General features: G+C 58.5%; 18 protein-coding genes. 7 read left to right on the top strand and 11 right to left on the bottom strand.

From position 1 onward, the window contains the following. Both pqiA and ABTW55_RS07535 read right to left on the bottom strand, forming a co-directional pair. On the bottom strand, positions 1 to 1,167 hold a 1,167-nt coding region (pqiA, locus tag ABTW55_RS07540; RefSeq protein WP_258366721.1), incomplete at its 3' end, for a membrane integrity-associated transporter subunit PqiA. Positions 1,168 to 1,248: 81 nt separating this feature from the next. Continuing rightward, on the bottom strand, positions 1,249 to 2,187 hold the full coding sequence (locus tag ABTW55_RS07535) for a VirK/YbjX family protein (protein WP_060420477.1): 939 nt from the start codon (positions 2,185 to 2,187) through the stop codon (positions 1,249 to 1,251). Between the two features lie 550 nt (positions 2,188 to 2,737). On the opposite strand from ABTW55_RS07535, the gene ABTW55_RS07530 reads away from it, so the two are divergent. After that, on the top strand, positions 2,738 to 3,517 hold the full coding sequence (locus tag ABTW55_RS07530; protein WP_060420475.1) for an alpha/beta hydrolase: 780 nt from the start codon (positions 2,738 to 2,740) through the stop codon (positions 3,515 to 3,517). A gap of 440 nt (positions 3,518 to 3,957) precedes the next feature. Continuing rightward, positions 3,958 to 4,176 (top strand): TM2 domain-containing protein, encoded by a 219-nt coding sequence (locus ABTW55_RS07525; RefSeq protein ID WP_015376761.1) that lies wholly within the window; start codon positions 3,958 to 3,960, stop codon positions 4,174 to 4,176. A gap of 50 nt (positions 4,177 to 4,226) precedes the next feature. Here the strand turns inward: ABTW55_RS07525 and ABTW55_RS07520 are convergent, their stop codons facing one another. Then, the gene (locus ABTW55_RS07520; protein WP_060420473.1) at positions 4,227 to 4,754 is read right to left on the bottom strand and encodes a hypothetical protein; all 528 of its coding nucleotides are present in this window, start codon (positions 4,752 to 4,754) and stop codon (positions 4,227 to 4,229) included. Positions 4,755 to 5,240: 486 nt separating this feature from the next. On the opposite strand from ABTW55_RS07520, the gene ABTW55_RS07515 reads away from it, so the two are divergent. After that, positions 5,241 to 6,356, top strand: a complete 1,116-nt coding sequence (locus ABTW55_RS07515; RefSeq protein WP_230199945.1) for a hypothetical protein — start codon at positions 5,241 to 5,243, stop codon at positions 6,354 to 6,356. Positions 6,357 to 6,359: 3 nt separating this feature from the next. Here ABTW55_RS07515 and ABTW55_RS07510 read toward each other — a convergent pair whose 3' ends face one another. The 6 genes from ABTW55_RS07510 to ABTW55_RS07485 all read right to left on the bottom strand — a co-directional run bounded on the left by ABTW55_RS07510 (position 6,360) and on the right by ABTW55_RS07485 (position 12,507). Beyond that, positions 6,360 to 7,064 carry a hypothetical protein gene (locus tag ABTW55_RS07510; protein ID WP_060420471.1) on the bottom strand — a complete coding sequence of 235 codons (705 nt, stop codon included), beginning with the start codon at positions 7,062 to 7,064 and terminating at the stop codon, positions 6,360 to 6,362. A gap of 16 nt (positions 7,065 to 7,080) precedes the next feature. Next, the gene (locus ABTW55_RS07505) at positions 7,081 to 8,256 is read right to left on the bottom strand and encodes a hypothetical protein (protein WP_060420469.1); all 1,176 of its coding nucleotides are present in this window, start codon (positions 8,254 to 8,256) and stop codon (positions 7,081 to 7,083) included. Next, a complete protein-coding gene (locus ABTW55_RS07500) occupies positions 8,253 to 9,539 on the bottom strand; it encodes a hypothetical protein (RefSeq protein WP_060420467.1) in 1,287 nt (428 codons plus the stop codon). The genes ABTW55_RS07505 and ABTW55_RS07500 overlap by 4 nt, the downstream gene beginning before the upstream one ends. Before the next feature lie 54 nt (positions 9,540 to 9,593). Beyond that, a complete protein-coding gene (gene cybB / locus ABTW55_RS07495) occupies positions 9,594 to 10,118 on the bottom strand; it encodes a cytochrome b561 (RefSeq protein WP_079656961.1) in 525 nt (174 codons plus the stop codon). A gap of 278 nt (positions 10,119 to 10,396) precedes the next feature. Then, positions 10,397 to 11,998 carry an ABC transporter substrate-binding protein gene (locus ABTW55_RS07490; protein ID WP_060420465.1) on the bottom strand — a complete coding sequence of 534 codons (1,602 nt, stop codon included), beginning with the start codon at positions 11,996 to 11,998 and terminating at the stop codon, positions 10,397 to 10,399. Positions 11,999 to 12,126: 128 nt separating this feature from the next. Then, positions 12,127 to 12,507 carry a helix-turn-helix domain-containing protein gene (locus tag ABTW55_RS07485; protein ID WP_047569126.1) on the bottom strand — a complete coding sequence of 127 codons (381 nt, stop codon included), beginning with the start codon at positions 12,505 to 12,507 and terminating at the stop codon, positions 12,127 to 12,129. 84 nt (positions 12,508 to 12,591) lie between these two features. Between ABTW55_RS07485 and ABTW55_RS07480 the strand changes: the two genes are divergently transcribed. Beyond that, positions 12,592 to 13,359 (top strand): NAD(P)H-dependent oxidoreductase, encoded by a 768-nt coding sequence (locus ABTW55_RS07480; protein ID WP_060420463.1) that lies wholly within the window; start codon positions 12,592 to 12,594, stop codon positions 13,357 to 13,359. Here ABTW55_RS07480 and ABTW55_RS07475 read toward each other — a convergent pair. Continuing rightward, entirely contained in the window at positions 13,356 to 13,604 is a 249-nt protein-coding gene (locus ABTW55_RS07475) for a hypothetical protein (protein ID WP_019454278.1), read from the bottom strand. The genes ABTW55_RS07480 and ABTW55_RS07475 overlap by 4 nt on opposite strands. A 193-nt stretch (positions 13,605 to 13,797) precedes the next feature. On the opposite strand from ABTW55_RS07475, the gene ABTW55_RS07470 reads away from it, so the two are divergent. From ABTW55_RS07470 to feaR, 3 genes are all read left to right on the top strand, one after another. Further along, positions 13,798 to 14,202, top strand: a complete 405-nt coding sequence (locus ABTW55_RS07470; RefSeq protein WP_033647394.1) for an Exc2 family lipoprotein — start codon at positions 13,798 to 13,800, stop codon at positions 14,200 to 14,202. 107 nt (positions 14,203 to 14,309) lie between these two features. Then, a complete protein-coding gene (locus tag ABTW55_RS07465) occupies positions 14,310 to 14,951 on the top strand; it encodes a DsbA family protein (protein ID WP_041033539.1) in 642 nt (213 codons plus the stop codon). A 139-nt stretch (positions 14,952 to 15,090) separates the two neighbouring features. Continuing rightward, positions 15,091 to 15,990 (top strand): transcriptional regulator FeaR, encoded by a 900-nt coding sequence (gene feaR, locus ABTW55_RS07460; RefSeq protein WP_041033541.1) that lies wholly within the window; start codon positions 15,091 to 15,093, stop codon positions 15,988 to 15,990. Between the two features lie 33 nt (positions 15,991 to 16,023). Here feaR and ABTW55_RS07455 read toward each other — a convergent pair whose 3' ends face one another. Further along, positions 16,024 to 17,523: an aldehyde dehydrogenase family protein gene (locus ABTW55_RS07455; RefSeq protein WP_033653317.1), complete on the bottom strand. Its 1,500-nt coding sequence runs from the start codon at positions 17,521 to 17,523 to the stop codon at positions 16,024 to 16,026. Between the last annotated feature and the right edge of the window lie 61 nt (positions 17,524 to 17,584).

The raw sequence follows: 17,584 nt of genomic DNA, 5'->3' as shown, positions 1-17,584 counted from the left end.
GTAAATGCTCATCAACTGCCCCATTCGCACCAGCGCCGACAATACGGCGATCACAAACACGTCGATCATTGACCAGCGGCCAACGAATTCGACCACTTCATAAATCAGATGCATGCGCTCGCTGTCGACGCGCGGTTTCTTCCTGCCGTTGGCGTCCCAGCACAGCCAGCCGATCGCCAGCATTTTCAGCGACGGCACCATGATGCTGGCGATGAAAATCACCATCGCCACCGGGTAAGAGCCACTTCCCCACAGCAGGATCACCCCCGCCATGATGGTGGAGTTCATCTTGTTGCCCAGCGCCTCGGTCACCATGATCGGCATCAGGTTGGCCGGTATATACAGCATGACGGAGGTCACCAGCAGCGCCAGCGTCCACTGCAGGCTGTGGCGGCGGCGCACATAGCCGGGGGTGTGGCAACGCGGGCAGCGCACCTGATTGGCCGGCAGGATCGCCGTGCAGCAGGCGCAGGAGCGCACGCCCTGGCGCATGCCGGTGCGCCCCACCGTCAGCGGACGATCGAGACGCGGTGCCGGTTCGATGTCCTGCCACAGCCAGCGTCGATCCACGCACTGGAAGGCGCGCACCTGCAGCAAGCAGAACAGGCAATAAGGCACGAAGCTGCTGCCGATGCCGATATCGCCGTAGGCCATCAGCTTGACGAAGCTGACCAGCACCCCGGCGAGGAAAATTTCCACCATGCACCAGGTTTTGAACTGGAACAGCACCCGGGCCATCCACGCTTTCAGCCCCAGCGGCAAGCGCACTTTGGCGCACAGCAGAACGATCGCCACCATGCAAAACGCCGGGATCAGCTGCACGAACACCATAAACAAGGTGGCCATACTGGCGTAATCTTCCGCCACCATGACCTCCGGAATTTGAATCAGCCGGATTTCGTTGCCGAGGCCGGCGACGCGCATGTTGATAAACGGGAAAATGTTGGCCAGCACCAGCATGAACAAGGCACTGAGCGCGTAACCGATCGGCCGCTTGCGCGGTTCGTCCCAGCGGACGCTGAGCGTGGTTTTGCAGCGCGGGCATACCGCTTTGCTGCCATAGGCCAGCGGCGGTAGCGCCACCAGCATGTCGCACTGCGGGCAAAGCGTCTTATCGTGTGACGACGCGTCGATGTGCTGTAGCGCTGGCCGACAGAAGGATGGCAACTGGTTTTCCCTGCAATTGGGGGGCAATGTACGGGGTATTTGACTCAAAAAACGGTCCCAAGAATGATCATGATAGTTTCATTAAGCGATTTTCGCGCAGAGGTTAGTCGTATTAAGCGTACGCACTTGCTCTGCTATATCGTCTATAATCTGAAAACGTCGGCGATACTCCGCCCGCTTTTTACTGGGGATATGTTCCAAAGATTTTCTTTCAAACGTCAATGGCAGCTGCCAGCGCCACGAACTCTGTTTTACCCCACCTATCAACGACCAGAAATCGTCGTAGCTGGCATGTAAATGCCGACCTTTGCTCATTCGATACCTCATTGAGCGAAAAACGTGTCCATTATCGCTGACACCATAAATAGCACGCACCTCGGTGAAATTAGCGAAGTGGCTAATAAACTCCATCAAAACACGTTTGGGGAAAATGCCAGACAGAGCACGTGTAGCATCTTTGATGGCTTCGTGCGGTATGTGCCGTCCGGGGCCTTGTAGGCCGCCAATGATGAGATTCCATTCAGCCCCTTCGGATACGACCGAAAAGGTCACGCTGGCAAGTAACTCTTTATTGTCGCCACGCAACCATAGTGTTGATTCGCCTTCTCGTTCGGCTTTGTGCGCACAAGAGGCCGAAATGGTAAAACGAGCCTCCTCTCTGCCGGTGAATTCCGCCAAGATCGTTTCTTCTCGAGATATCAGCGCGTTGGACAGTGCTTTGTTACTGAGAGATGACACATACCGATAATGGCTGACAATTGCCGATGCACGTTGTTTGGCATTGAGGTTGCGCATCAGGTATTGCCGGTGCGTTTTACAAGGGAATGTGTTTTGATGATATAATATCGATTTTAAATCACTCTGTTGAGTTAAAATGGATAGTGCCTTTTTAGTCGGTGAATAGTATAAAATAAGTCGAAGTAAGAACTTTGCACGGAAGCTCTTTTTTCTCCATGCCGGGCCAGGGACAGTCTGTCCCGAGAGTAATTCGAAGATAATGTTTCTTTTCAAGATTTTCATCCTATAAGTGCGTTTTTTATTTTGATTTTTCGTTTATTAATTGATGGCGTTCTTGATATTTTAATGGGTGATTCTTAATTTATTATTCATGTTCTATCAAGATTTGATGGAGAAGACGCTTTTAACCGGACAGCATGTCGCCCTGAATCTGCTTCGGCCGGCCTTTTGCGCATGCGGTTCAGGTTGTTCACCTGGCTGGTGAGCAGTGCTACTTGCGGAGAATGTAGCTGCAACTTTAATCAATATATTGAAGTGACATGGTAAGGTTGGAAATAGTGCATAGGGTGAACGGTTTTCCGATAAATATTTTCTTAATAGGACAATTATTGGTGACGCCTTCCTTGTAAGAAAAATGCGGTGCCGGCGTCAAATACCTATTTGTGGGAGAGGTATCTGTTTAGTGTATTTGTTTGATTGTTCACACAACCAGCAAGCGTCGTAAGCAGAATAATCTGTTGCTACGGTTGAACCTCACCGTCTTTTCTCTCATCTGGGGAAAGACATTACCGCCAATGTTAAATCACAGGCTTATTTATAAAGTGAGGTTGTTATGTGTGGATGTTTGATTTCAAGAACGAAGGACTTTAGCTTTAATGGTCAGCGTTATAGGGTTTTTATTGCTCATGACAAGCAAGCGCATGGCGATTTAAAAGCGCTTTACTTTCTCGATGCCAATACTCAATTCTCCCAGCTGACCGAACGCCATCGGCGCAGAAGTAACGACAATATTCTTTATGTCGGCATCGGCTATCAGGATGGGGTGGATATACTAAAAGCAAGAACCCGCGACTATACGGTTCCCTCTGATGATAAAGAGTTTATTGACGGTGGCGGAGCGCCGGCATTTTATCAGTTTATCACCACATGCGTTAAGCCCTGGGTTGAGTCACGCTACTCAATCAATACAGACAAACAAACGCTGGCAGGTCATTCACATGGCGGGCATTTTGTACTTTATACGCTGCTTAATCATCCTGACGCGTTTCAAAATTATCTGGCGGCCAGTCCATCGATCTGGTGGGGGAATGGGGCGTTGCTTCCTGATGGCAAGTTAACAATCGCTGAAAGCGTTAATAAAATAACCCTGATGATTGGCGAATATGAAGAAAAGGTTCATCCGCAAAGTAATGAAACTGAAAGAGGGCGGGTGACCAGAATTAATGCAACACCCAAATTACGAGTCAGGCATCTGGCAAAAAAACTGATCGAAGATGAGCAACGCTGTGATTTTATTTTCTGCTCAGGGCGTCGTCACGCGGGGGTCATCAAGGATTATGCCCTGATGGCGAATGCGATCGCGGCGCATAATATTCAACGTGATGGGCTTTAGCGTCGTGATATAATCATTTTTTGAATACCTGCAAGTGAGCCGCTTTTAGCTGCCTGCAGGCATTCACCAGGGAAACTAAAAATTATAACGATATGCCGATATCAGGCAATGAAAATCTGTTTTAACCTTATCTCTTAAAATGACGGCTGCGGGATAATGTTCGTTCATCTATTATGCCGACGAGATCCTGCGAGCGTGCGTGTTTTTTTGAGCCGAAACCGAGTATCTGTAGCCTCACTTTCCATGCTTCCCCCTGCTTCCCCCTGCTTATCCTTTCGCCGGTTAAACAACCGTTTAATTAATTACTGTTATAATTACCCCCGTTGAGCCTTGCAGGAGTGAATGTTTTTCTCCGTAAGCATTGCGATGCGGCGCTCTCTGGAGCGGCATCCGTTTTTAGGCATGCCGGTGGTTCGGTGAGAAGTAAGGAGAAGTGTACTATGAGCAGAAAAGACAAGCTCGCGGCGGCCCTGCTGGCCATCTTCCTGGGTGGGCTGGGCATTCACAAGTTTTACTTAGGGATGAAGTGGTGGGGGCTGTTCTACCTGCTGTTCTGCTGGACGGGGATCCCGGCGATTGTCGGCTTTATCGAAGGCATTATTTATCTGTTCCAATCGGAAGAGAAATTCAACCAGAAATACAATCCTGGTCTGATTTAATGCTTTGCTGACGGCGCTTCCTGTTAAGGGAAGCGCCGTTTTTCGTTCCGTTACTGTTTCTTCATCTTGCCGCGCATTTCTTCGCTCATCATTTTATTCGAGCTGGAAATTACGCAGTTATATTGCTTGCCTTGGTTAATGACCATAAAGGTGCTGACCGGATTTTTAAAATCCTTGTCGATGGTGAAATAAATATACGCCTGCGGCAGCGCGGCCGGTTTAAAGGCGCCGAAGGCATACACATCCTCCAGGCCCAACGCGGAGAGATCGACCGTCAGCTCCATGGGTTTCATGGAATCCGGCGATGGGAACATCGATTTAGCCGACATCATCATGGTGCTGCTGTTGATGGTGTAATCGGTTTTAACCTTCATGCCCATATATTTCGATTCCGGCATGGAAAGTTCTTTTTTGCAGGCTGCGTCGTGCTGCGGCGCCGGGCTGCCGTTTTCCATCACGGCGTGCACGTGTTCCAGCGTCACTTCCGCGTTGCCGGTGGTAGGCTGCGCATCGGCCGCGTAAGCCGCGCCGCTGAAGGCGGCCACAGAGGTAAGGATAATGCCTGTAACGATTTTCATTGTCGCTCTCCGGAATGCTAATAATGATATTAATTGCGGTGTGTAGCCTATTGGCCTGATAAAACGCAAAGTTACCCGTTCCGTGAAGATCAAATATCCTCGGAATTTTTATAGTAAAGAGTGTTTCACCCACGCGGTGCGCGAGGTTGGTTTAATTATCTTGAGGGCCTTGCTCTTTTGTCTTTCAGTATGTTTACCTGCATATAAAGAGTATGTCTAAACATAGTCAATGTTTAGAATATGCACAAATTATTGCGATTTTTTCCCGCTTTAATTCTTCGCCTTTTAATACGGGTTTAAATATTGCATTGAGATACAGAGAGTTATCTTTTCTACGTTAAAATCACTCAGTGAAGCGTTATTTATGTGATCTTTATAGTCACAGAAATAACGCTGAAATTATTGCCTTTCTATTTAACGGCTAATTATTCATGACATAGGCTTCAACCCCGCTAACCGCCTGCGCTAGAATCAGGCGGTTTGCTCTTGAAAAAGGATATCGCCATGACCGCCTGGGCCTTTTTGATCGTCGGTTGGCTGTTGATTTGGCGGGATTACCCGATTTTCGGCGCGTTGTGCATCACGCTGTTCGCCGTGCTGCAATGGGCCAAATACGCCGCAAAAGGCGTGCAAAACCCCGAAGAGGCCGCAGAGTGGCGCAAGACCGACTGGCGTTCGCAGCCGATTGAAATGACGCACGCCGGCGACAGCGACCGGCAGATTGGCGGCGTGGGGGAGCTGGGCATGGGCGGCCCCAGTTTTTGGACGCTGCTGCTGCGCGACGGAGCGATTGTGCATGGCGCCTGTGCGGCGCCGCAGGACGTGGACGGCGGCAGGTTGCGCCTGATCCCGACCCGCAGCCGCGAGGGTGAGGGGCTGACGGTCTACGAACCTGCCGCCCGGGCGATGTACGCGCTGCCTGCGCTGACCGATCGCGAGCTGGAAGCAGTGGCCGGCGGTTCCGCCGAGGCGCTGGCGCGGCTGCGGGCGAGCTGTCGGCAGGCGGTGGCCACGCCGCTGCGTCAGGTGCGCGGTCTGTGGGTGCCGCAGTGGGCAGAGGATCCGGCGGATCGTCTGGAGATCGCCTTGCCCAGTGGCCGCGCGCTGGCGGCGCGCTCGACGTTACCGGCGGATTTGCGCCATGCGGACGATCCTGCCGCGCTGCTGCACGCGCCGCCTTATGAGCTGTTGCTGGATAACCGGCCGACCGATCGCTTGGTGTGCGATCTCGAACGCGTGGCGGAAGCGCCGACGGGCGACGGCTTGAGCGTCGGCGGCTGCCAGTTCCGCGGCGAGCATATCGTCGACGGTCTGTACCATCTGTACTTCGCCGGCGAGTGGTTCAGCCTGCTTTCCTACGCGCACAAGCCGGCGGGCGGGCGCGGTTCGGACACCACCTTTTTTGTCGAGCGGGTCGAGCCGCAAGACGGCGGCGTATTCGTGATTGAATGGGATGCCTACAGCGTGGGGCTCGACGGGCGTGCGCCGCGCGTAGCGGCGCCGCCGGTATTGGTTATCGCGGTAAGCTGGCAGGACGCGCCGCTGCGGCTGCCCACGGCCAATAATCGCGTGACCGTGCGCTTGCCCAACGCCACGGCGTAAGGCTTAAGGCAGCACCCTGACTTCGCCGTTGTGCAAGGTCAGCACGGCGATCGGGCTGCCGGGGAAGCACTCCCTAAAGATCCAGTCGCTGGGCCGAAACGCCGCCGCAGGCAGCCCGGCCTGCCACTCTTCCCACTGCGGGGCCGGCTTATCCGGCGGTAAAGAGAAAGAGACCAGCCAACCCGCTTCGCAGCGCACCCTTTGGCCGCTCGGGCGGGTGAAGGTGTGCGCGCTCGCCAGCTCCATTACCGGCGGTAAAACCTCGAAGGCAATGATCGGCACGCCGGCCACGCTCTGCGGCCGAGGAAAACGCACGGCGGTCACGCCGTCCATCGTGATGGGGCTGTTTTCGGTGCCGGGCAGGCGCGGTTCCTGCCGGTTTACCCAGCTGCCTTTCGTCAGCGTGATTTCACCGAACGGTTTGGCTTCGTCGAGCGTCAGGTAGCTGCGCCGATTCCAGCGTTCTTCCGCCCGTTGGCTCTTGAGATCCTGGATGGCGATGTCGATCAGCATCAGCACGAACGCCACCGGGTAGATCGCCAGCGCCGAGGCCAGCAGATAGCCGCCCCAGGAAAGCGGCGGGTGTGGGCGGCCGCAGCGGGCAGAAGCGTAGCGCCAGCCCCACCAGGCGAGCAGGATGCCGGCGAGCAGCAGCGCCAACAACAGCGCCACCAGCCCTGCAACGCCGGCGCCATAACCTAACAGCATGGCAAGTTCCTCATGTTCACGGCGTGGTGGAACGATAGCGAACGAAGTAGGGCAGCGCCGGGGGCTCCCCGTCATCGCCATAGTGGCTTTCCGGTTCGATCACGGTTTGGCGTGCGTCGTCGCGCCCGTTGTAGCGATACTCCAACGGCTGGCGGTAGCGCACGTCGGATGAGCGCAGATCGAAAATCAGCGAAAGGCGCGCATCGCCGTTATCCGTTTGGGTGACCAGCTTGTCGTTGCCTGCCCACAGCTGATACAGCGATTTATCGCCGGTCTCCAGCAGCACCTTCAACTGCCCGTCGGATTGATAATGCAGGAGCTGATACAGCCCTCTTTCCAGCGTCTGTGCGATCAGGTAGATGCCGCCATCCGGGGCCTGCGCGCTTTCCGTCACGCGCACCGTGAGCCAATGCGGTTCGGCCACCTCGCCGGTTTTGCCGTTAACGGCGATGTGCAAGGCGCCGGAGCCGAGCACCGGATTCATCCAGAACAGCACGCGATCGCCGTCAACGGCGGTAAAGATCTCGGGTATGGATTTGCGCTTGCCGGAGGCGTAAGCCGTCGGTGAGTCCTCCTCGCCGCGCTCAAAACCCAGCAGCTGTCGCGCTTCCAACAGCGCCGGCAGATTCAGCGTTTGCCGCCAATGGGCGCCAAAGTCCGGGCTGTAGAATACGCCTTCGGTGCTGATGAGATACAGCGCGCGTTTACCCGGCAGCGCCACCAGTTTGCCGCCGATAAAGGAAGGCCGGTTGTCGTCGCCCTCCGGCCAAGGGATCAGCGCTCCGATGGTGCCCTGTTTCACATCGACCAGCCGGCGCCCCTTGGACAGAAAAAGCACGCACTCTTGCCCGCCGCAAACCGCATTGTGGATAGACTCGTCGAGTTCCCCCAGCATCTGCAATCCCTGCGGGCCGCTGAACAACACCTGGCTGAGATAGTTGGCCGCCCAGCCGTAAAAGCTATTGTAGGCCCCGCGCTCACTCCTTTTGCTGATGAGCAGCAGGGCGCCGTCCTGCGCCGGGTAGCTGTCGATGAGATCGTAATGGGCTATCGTCGGCAATGCTTCGTCGCTCTGGGTCCATTGCCACTGCGCATAGCGTTGTTCAGGGGCGAGGAAATAGACGCCCAGCGCGCTGGCCAAAAACAGCGTCAGGATAATAAGGGGTCTTTTATAAAGCGCTAACGTCATCATTTCAGCTCCGTCACCTGATCCTGCCGCCATAACCTGCGGCGCAGATTGCGCAGGTATTTAAACGTTTTAAACGTGCGGTGCTGGTCAAAAGAGTAAAGGCGGCAGATCTGGGCGAAGCCCTCGATCAACAGCGCGAGGCCGCTGACCATCAGCATCATTAAGAGAAGAATCGGTGGCAATTCGCTGCCGAGACGCTGCAGGGTCCAGGCATCCAGGTAAAAGCCCGCCGGGGTATCGGCGTTATCCGCCACCGCCAGGCCGAGCACAAAGCACGTCACGATCGCGCCGAGAATGAAGACAACGCGCGCGCACAGGTTAAGGCCGGATTCGGTGAAGTAGCGGCGGCCGCCGATGAGGTAGGTCTGGCGATCGCGGTGGTTGATGATCCCACGCACCGTAGGCAACTCGGGGACGGTGTCGTTCTCGCAATACAGCACCTGCAGCGGATCGCCTTTGGCGATGAAAAGCGGATGTTGCCGACGAAATACCGGATGCAGTTTGGTATTGGGGACGTTGAGCGCACGGGTCGTCAACGCGAAGTGCGTCTCCTTCTGGCGCCACGCATAGGTGTCCAAATACTGCACCTGCCGCGGGATCTCATAGTGGCGGAGTTCGTAGCTCAGGGCGTTGACCGTCTCGATGCCGGAGGTCTCGACGCCGTCGGGGAGGGGGACGTCGGTTTGCTGCGCTGCGGGCACTGACGTGGCGTCTGCACTGACGGCCCGGTATTTGATGCCGGGGATTTTCAGGCTGAGCGATCCGGGCGGCGTGACGTCTTGCCCCTGCAGCACGCGATCCAGCGCCTTGAGCAGGCGCCTGCGGCCGCGATGCCCGATCAGCAGCAGCTCCGAACCGACGAACAGCACCATGCCGATGCCGACAAGGCCGGCGATGATGGCGATAAAGAACAGAACGATGGTCAACCAGGAATCTTCCCCGTCCATGATGAAAAAGGCTGCCGGAAAACCGCCGGCCAGCGCCGCGCCCAGCACCAGCAGGGCGAAGTATTTCAGCTTGTATTTCAGCGTTCTGTCGGGCTCCAGCCGGCCTTTTGTCTCGTGCAGCAGCCAGTGCAGCCAGTAGCTGCCGTCCTGCAGGCGATGGGCGCCAATCTTCACCCGATCGCCGGCAGCGAGCGTGGCCAGCAGATTTTCGCTGTCGCTGAAGTCGTCACGGTAAAAAAAGAACGTTTGGCCGGCGGCGATGATCCTCACCAGGTTGTCGGGTGCCGTCTGTTGGCAGGCACATTGTTCGACGGTCACATTAAAAAATTGGGTTTGCATGTCATTCCCTGTCGGCGGGCGTGGCCCGAAAATTCATCCCTGGCGCCAAATTATTCAGCGCTTTTTCATCAACGGCAGCATGCGCACCAGCGCATTGTCCTTGACGATGTAGTGGTGAAACAGCGCGGCGGCGGCATGCAGGCCGATCAGCCAGTAGCCGAACGACGCCAGCGTTTTGTGCCAGCCGATAATCATCCGCGCCTGCGGCCGATCGGCCACGTCGGCGAACGGCATCGGCAGGCCGAACAGATACCACTCCTTGCCGCCCAGATAGCGCGAGTACACCCCCAGCACCGGCAGCGTCAACAGCAGCAGGTAAATCAGGGTGTGCGTCAGGTGCGCCAGGCCGGTTTGCCACTTAGGCGGTTTGGGCGCGATGGCGGGAGAAGGGTGGCGCCAGCGCAGGAACAGGCGGGCGATCATCAGCGCAAACACCGTTACGCCGCAGCTGAAGTGGGTGACAACCAGCACGTACCAGGGGGCGCTGCCCGGTTCGGCAAAGCCGCGTAGCTCGATAGTGACGCAGGTGATGACCAGCAGGATCGCCACCAGCCAGTGCAGGCGAATTTGCCACGGCATGTAGGTGTTCTGCACCGAGTTGCCTTTTGATGTTAGAGGGTCTGTGCGCCGATGGTAACGAAATGTTACAGGTGAGGAAAGCGCCCGTGTGCAGTTTAAGCAAAATGCCAGGGGTTAAACCGCTTGTTAAGCTATGAATTTAGTGGGTTAAGTGCCTGGCGGCAGGAGAGGCAGTTAGCATCGTAAGTTGTGAAGCTAATGGACGATAGATTCAGAGGCTGGCAGCTTAATAAGTAGCGAAGCAAATAGCGCCGCAGCCCTCGCTGCGGCGCCCGGGATCAGTTCAATTTGGCCTTGGCGAAATCGCTGCCGTTCACGTCCACCACATAGCCGCTCAGGTTGCTGCGGGTGGCGTAGAACACTTTGCCGGTGGCCAGCGGCAGCCACGGCGCCTGTTTGGCGAAGATCACCTGTGCCTGTTGATACAGCTTGGCGCGCGCCTGTGGTTGATTCTCCTGGATCGCCTGCTGGATCAGCCGGTCATAATCCTTATCGCACCAGCGCGCCACGTTGGCGCCGCTCTGCACCCCGGCGCAGCCGAGCAGGGTGGCGAAGTTGTCCGGATCGCCGTTGTCCGACACCCAGCCGTACAGCGCGCTCTGCTGCTCGCCTTTGCGCAGCCCGGCCAGATACTGGCCCCACTCCCAGGTGACGATCTTGGCTTTCACACCCACCTTCGCCCAGTCGCTCTGGATCATCTCGGCGATGCGCTTCGAGTTCGGGTTGTAGGGGCGCTGCACCGGCATCGACCAGATGTCGGTCTCAAAGCCCTGCTCCAGCCCGGCCTGCTTCAGCAGCTCGCGCGCCTTCTGCGGATCGTAGGCGTATTCCGGCAGTTGATCGTTGTAGCCCAGCATGCCCGGCGGCAGCAGCGAGTTGGCCGGCGTGCCGCTGTCTTTGAACACCGCGGCGACGATCGCTTTCTTGTCCACCGCATAGCTCAGCGCCTGGCGCACCAGCAGGTTGTCGAACGGCTTTTTCTGGGTGTTGAACGCCAGATAGCCGACGTTCAGCCCGGTGATGTCGTGCAGCTGCAGGTTGCCGTCGGCCTTGATGGCGGCGAACTGTTCCGGCAGCGGCGCGGGGATAATCTGGCATTCATTGGTTTTCAGTTTGGCCAGCCGGGTTTGCGGATCAGGCGTAATCGAGAAGATCAGGTGCTTGCTGGCCACTTCGCCCTGCCAGTAGTGCGGATTGGCGATGTAGCGGATCAGCGAATCCTGTTTGTACTGCTGCAGCGCGAACGGCCCGGTGCCGATCGGCCAGTTGTCGACGTATTCCGGCGTGCCCTTTTTCAGCATCGCGTCGGCGTACTCGGCGGACAGGATCGAGGCGAAATCCATCGCCCAGTCGGCGACGAAGGCGGCGTTGGGCTGGCTCAGCGTGAAGCGCACGTGATGCTCGTCCACCGCCTCCACCTTGGCGATCAGCTTGTTCAGGCCCATGTCGGTGAAGTATTCATAGTTGCCGCCGGAGACCTTGTGATACGGATTAGCGGGGTCTTTCTGCCGCATCACGGTGAACACCACGTCTTCGGCGTTGAAGTCGCGCGTTGGGGTGAAGTATTTGTTGCTGTTGAATTTCACGCCCTGGCGCAGGGTAAAGGTGTAGATCTTGCCGTCCGGGCTGACGCTCCACTCGGTGGCCAGCGAAGGGGCGGGGGTTTTATCGCTTTCGCGCAGCGTCACCAAGCGGTTGTATAGCACCTGCGAGGTGGCGATAAAGGTCGGCCCGGAGCTGGCGAGCTGCGGGTTGAACGATTCCGGCGAGGCGACGGTGCAGTACACCAGCGCATCGGAAGCGGCCAGCGCGCCGCCCGCCGACAGCAGGCCGCAGCCGGCCAGCACCAATCCGGCGATAGGGTGTTTTAAAAACGTCAAGGCAAGATCCTCAGGTGGAGTGGGCCGTTAGCGGCGAATTGATTTAACTATAGATAACGGATGGCGCGACGGGGAACAAGCGTCTCAGCTGCGCATTCTGTGCGCCCCGCGTTGCCAGGCAAACCGCTTTAATCGGCCGCGCGCTTGCGGTCTGCATCATAGCGCTCGCGGGCGGCGTCCAACTCGGGGAAATGGTATTCCGCCCATCGGTCGAGCGCCGTCAGCGTCTCGACCAGCGAGCAGGCGACGGCGCTGAGCCGGTATTCCACATGCGCCTGATTCCTTTCACTTAAATCCAAGCGTTCGAGCAGCCCGTTGCGTTCCAACTGGCGCAGCGTTTGCGTCAGCACCTTCTGTGAAATGCCGTCGATGCGGCGCAGCAGTTCGCCGTTGCGCATCGGCCGCTGCGCCAGCGCGGGCAGGATCAGCATCACCCACTTGCCGGAAATCAGCGCCAGCGCATCGCGCGCGGAGCATTTACTCGAATAGACGTCGCCGGGATAGGCCATGGGGGGTTACCTTCAGGTGCGTAATTGCCAAGGGTGCGATAAAGCCACAGCATAGCAGCACCACCTTACAGCGGGAGACACAGGATGAACGTGCTGATTGTGCTGGCTCACCCCGAGCCGCATTCTTTCAATGCCCATTTGGCCGAACAGGCGCGGCAGGCCTGGCTGGCGCAGGGGCATCAGGTGAAAACGGTCGATCTGTATCAGGAGGGGTTTGATCCGCGTGAAGGCGCAGACCATTACCCCAGCAGAAAGCAGGCGGACAGATTTGATGCGATGCGGGAACAGCGCCATCACTGGACGACTCAGGCGCTGCCGGCGGAGATCCGGCGGCATATCGAGCTGCTGCACTGGGCGGATACGCTGGTGCTGCAGTTCCCTTTCTGGTGGTTCGGCGCGCCGGCCATCATCAAGGGCTGGATGGATCGGGTATTCGTTTACGGCGGGATCTACGACAGTCGCCACCGCCATGAGAACGGCGTGATGCGCGGCAAACGGGCGCTGCTGACCGTCACCGCCGGCGCCTCCGCTCAGGCCTGCGCGCCGAACGGGCGCGACGGCGATATGCGGCTGATGCTGTGGCCGATCATGCATGCGCTGCACTATATCGGCTTTAGCGTGCTGGAGCCGTTCCTGGTTTATGGCGTGCGCGGCGGGTTGACGGGCGAGGCACTGCAGGCGCAGAACGCCGCTTTGGCGCAGGTGACGCAGGCGTATCGGGCTGGCTTAGGCGATCTTGCCGCCTGGCCGGCGGTGCGGTTCAACCGCAATGACGATTTTGACGCCGATCTGGCGCTGAAGCCCGGTGCGCCGGTCTATAGCCCGTTCGTGCGCCACCGCGATCCGGTTTAGAAACCGGCCTTCAGCAGTTCCTCGCGCAGGTCGTCGATAATCGCCGGTTCGATGTCGGGGAACTGCTGCTGAATATCGGCGATGGCTTCGGCCACGCTCGGGCCGGCAAAGGTGCCGGAGAAGGGCAGCAGCGGCAGATTGGCGTCGCTGTCCGGCAGTTCGCCGCGGATAGTGCCGGTGATCATGCCCGCTTTTTTTTCCGCCGTGAGGTCGTACTCCCCCACGTTTTTGTCGATCGGTTTCATTGGCCGCCTCGCTGTCGGTGAGTGTTTACCCTGTTCGGTTAAAGCATAGTGTTTCAGGCAATGAATACCAATAAATGTATATAATATTAATATAAAACAATGTGATGCGTATTTTGTCGTTTGACGTTTACCGGGGGCCGGCGCTATGCTCTTGGCGCTAAAGGAACCTTCCTCACTGACAGGGACAGACGACATGAAAAGACTGAAAAGCGCGGCGCTGTTGTTGCCGCTGTTGGCGCTCAGCGCCTGCACCCACCACCTCAGCAGCGCGGAGCGGCATGCCAAGCACTACGTTTATCAAACGCGCGACGACTTCGACCCGCAATTCCGCACCGATGTGAACGGCAGCATTAAAAACGCCGTGCCGATGTTCGAACAGTTCTACCAGCAGGGGAAAAAGGATCGCGCGGCGGGCGTGGCGCGCAGCGAGGCGCAGAAAAAGGCCGATTATCTGGCCAGCCCGGAATTCCAGCAGAACATGGAACACAAAACCATTTTCATCAATCGCGCCTACAGCGGCTCCGACAATCCTAAACGCCGTCAGGTGCTGTCGCAGGAAGCGGTGGGCGCCTACTGGGACGGTTACGAAGGCCGCTGACTGAATCCCACATAAACAGAAGGTAATAAAAACTGGCCTTCTGCCGGTTATTTGATTATAAAAACCGCCGCTAAGGACGATGTTCATAATCGAAACCAGGAGTGTTTATGTTGGCAAACGTTAAGCGTTCGTTCGCCGCCGCCGTCGTATTGATGTTGGCGCTGCCCGCGGTTCAGGCCGCGGATTACCGTGCGGGCGAGCAATACACCCGGCTGGATAAGCCGGTAGCCGCCGCGCCTGCGGTGGTGGAGTTCTTCTCCTTCTACTGCGGCCCTTGCTATCAGTTCGCCGAGACCTACCGGGTAGGCAGCACCGTGGCGCAGGCGCTGCCCGCCGGTGAGAAAGTCACCAAGTATCACGTCAGCCTGATGGGCAAATTGGGCAATGAGCTGACCGAAGCCTGGGCGGTGGCGACGGTGCTGGGCGTGGAAGACAAGATTGAAGGGGCGATGTTTGACGCGGTGCAGAAACAGCGCGCCGTCAATAGCGCCGAAGATATTCAGCGGGTGTTCACGGCGGCCGGCATCGATGCCGCCACCTATGAAAACGCGCGCCACAGCCTGCTGGTCAAAGGGTTGATCGCCAAGCAGAACGAAGCGGTGAAGGCGTTCGAGGTGCGCGGCACCCCGTCGTTCTACGTAGCCGGTAAATACAAGATAGACAATGCCGGCATGGCCAGCACCAGCGTTGAAGGCTACGCCAAAGAGTACGCGGCGGTGGTGCGGCATCTGTTGGATACGCAGCCTTAAGGCGATTCCTCCTCCGGCGCCCGATGATCTGTGATCGCGGCGCCAAATCCCCGGCTCGCCATTGATTGTGTGTTAACGGATTGTTATGGTGGTTTTCTGTTCAACGGCGCAGCACCGCTGCTGTTTGAAGGGAGAGATCATGACGGCATTGGCAACGCTCCGGGACGTCGGCTTCGAAGAGTGGCTGGGCAAAATCAACACCGCCTGCGGCAGATTCTGCGCAAAAACGCTGGGGCCGGGCTTCAGCGGGGCGATGCAGGAATTCCGCGCCCATGCGCTGCGCCTGAGCGTGGTCGACGTGTCTCAAGCCCGGCTGTACCGCACGCCGCGCGAGATCGCCCGCAGCGACGGCGCGCACTTTTTTACCGTCTTCCAGCTGCGCGGCAGCGCGTTGATGGAGCAGGGCGAGAGCCAGACGGTGCTCTCTCCCGGCGACATCACGCTGATCGACGCCTCACGGCCCAGCAGCTTTACCTTCCAGCGCGATTCGCGCCAAATCTCCCTGCTGTTGCCGCGCGGCTGCCTGCCGGTGCCGCCGCCTTGCGCCCAGCGTCTCGGAGCAGAGCTCAGCGCGGTGCGCCTCAGCCGCCAACTGGTGCTGAGCAGCATGCAGGATCCTCAGCTTGCCGCGGCGGAAAGCGAGGCGGTGCTGAATGCGCTGGCGGCGCTGCTGCGCCCGGCGCTGGCGCTCGAACAGGCGCGCCCGGAGGGGCAACAGCCGGTTTTCGACAAGGCGCTGGCGTTGATCGACAGGCATATTCAGTCGCCGCAGCTGCGCCCGGAATGGGTGGCGGCCGAGTTGGGGGTGTCACTGCGCAGCCTGTATCGGCTGTTTGCCCGTCAGGGGCTGGTGGTGGCCCAGTACATCAGGAACCGCCGGCTGGATCTGTGCGCGCAGGCGCTGCGCAGCGCCGCCGGGCAGGAGAAGCTGGCCGGAGTCGGCCTCGACTGGGGGTTTGCCGATCACAGCCATTTCTCGACCGCTTTCAAGCAGCGTTTCGGCATGTCGCCGAGCGAGTACCGTCGGCAGTATCAGTAAGCCAGGGCGCGGGCCAGGCCCGCGCCGCTTCACTCAATAGCGGATGCAGACCGATTTCGACTCGGTGTAAGCGTCCAGCCAATCCGGGCCGAAATCACGGCCGCTGCCCGACTGTTTGAACCCGCCGAACGGCATGTTAGGGTCGATCAGCGTATGGGTGTTGACCCACACGGTGCCGGCCTGAATGCGCGGCGTCAGCGCCATCGCCTGCTGCAGGCTGGTGGTCCACAGGCTGGCAGTCAGCCCGAAGTCGGTGTCGTTGGCCTTGCTCAGCGCCTCCTCGGCGCTCGCCACCCGAATCAGGTTGACCACCGGGCCGAACACTTCCTCGCGCGTCAGGTTCAGCCGATCGTCCGGGTTGATCACCAGCGTTGGCGGAATGTAGAAGCCGTTGGCATCCGGCCCGGCCGCGCCGCCGATAAGCTCGGCGTTTTTCGCCCGGGCGTCGTCCAGGTAGGCCGCCACCTTGTCGCGGTGCGCGAGCGACACCAGCGGGTTGATTTGCGCGCCGGTATCCATCCCCGGCCCGACCGACAGCGATTTCACCGCCTGTTCGAAACCGGCCACCAGCTGGTCATAAATCGGTGCTTCGATATAAATCCGCGAGCTGGCGGCGCACACCTGCCCCTGATTGAGGAAGCTGCCGAGCATCAGGCCTTCGATCACCTGCTGCGGATCGGCATCTTTCAGCACGATGGCCGGGTTTTTGCCGCCCAGCTCCAGCGTCACGCGGGTCAGGCGATCCGCCGCCGCGCGCGCGATGCTTTTGCCCACCGGCGTGGAGCCGGTAAAGCTGACTTTGGCGATCAGCGGATGTTCGGTCAGCGCCTTGCCGCACACGGTGCCGCGGCCGGTGACCACGTTGAACACGCCCGGCGGCACGCCGGCTTCGCTCGCCAGTTCGGCGATGCGCAGCAGGGTGAGCGGGGTGGTTTCCGACGGCTTGATGACGATGGAGCAGCCCGCCGCCAGCGCCGGCATCACTTTCCACATGCCGATCATCAGCGGGAAGTTCCAGGGCACGATGCCGGCGACCACGCCGATCGGCTCTTTACGGGTATAAACCTGATATTTGGCGCCCGGCGGCATCGGAATGGAGACGTCCAGCGTCTGGCCGGTGATTTTGGTCGCCAGCCCGGCGGTGTAGCGCATCCAGTTCAGGGTGCTGCCGACTTCGAAAGCGCGGGCGATGTTGATGGATTTGCCTTGCTCCAGGGTTTCCAGCTGCGCCAGCTCCTCGGCGTGCTGTTCCACCAGATCGGCGAAGCGCAGCAGGATGCGTTCTCGTTCTACCGGCAGACGCTGCGCCCAGACGCCTTCGCTGAAGGCTTTGTGGGCGGACTGCACCGCCAGCGCGACGTCGTGTTCGTTGGCGTCGGCGGTGGTGGCGATCTGCTGCCCATTGGCGGGGTTATACACCGCCAGGCGGCCTTCCGCGGCGGACGCGCGCCACTGGCCGTCGATATACAGCCCATGCTGACGATCGAGAAAACGCGACACGCTATCCAGCACGGCTACGGTATTGTCAGACATACATCCTCCGATCAGGCTCATCAGGTTATCGTTAACCCTGCAAGTCTAGATCAGCGGAAAA

It is taken from the genome of Serratia sp. SM04 (assembly GCF_040280225.1).
Lineage (GTDB): Bacteria > Pseudomonadota > Gammaproteobacteria > Enterobacterales > Enterobacteriaceae > Serratia > Serratia sarumanii.
Note: the sequence above shows the minus strand (reverse complement) of the source record. Positions and strands in the feature narration are given on the sequence as shown.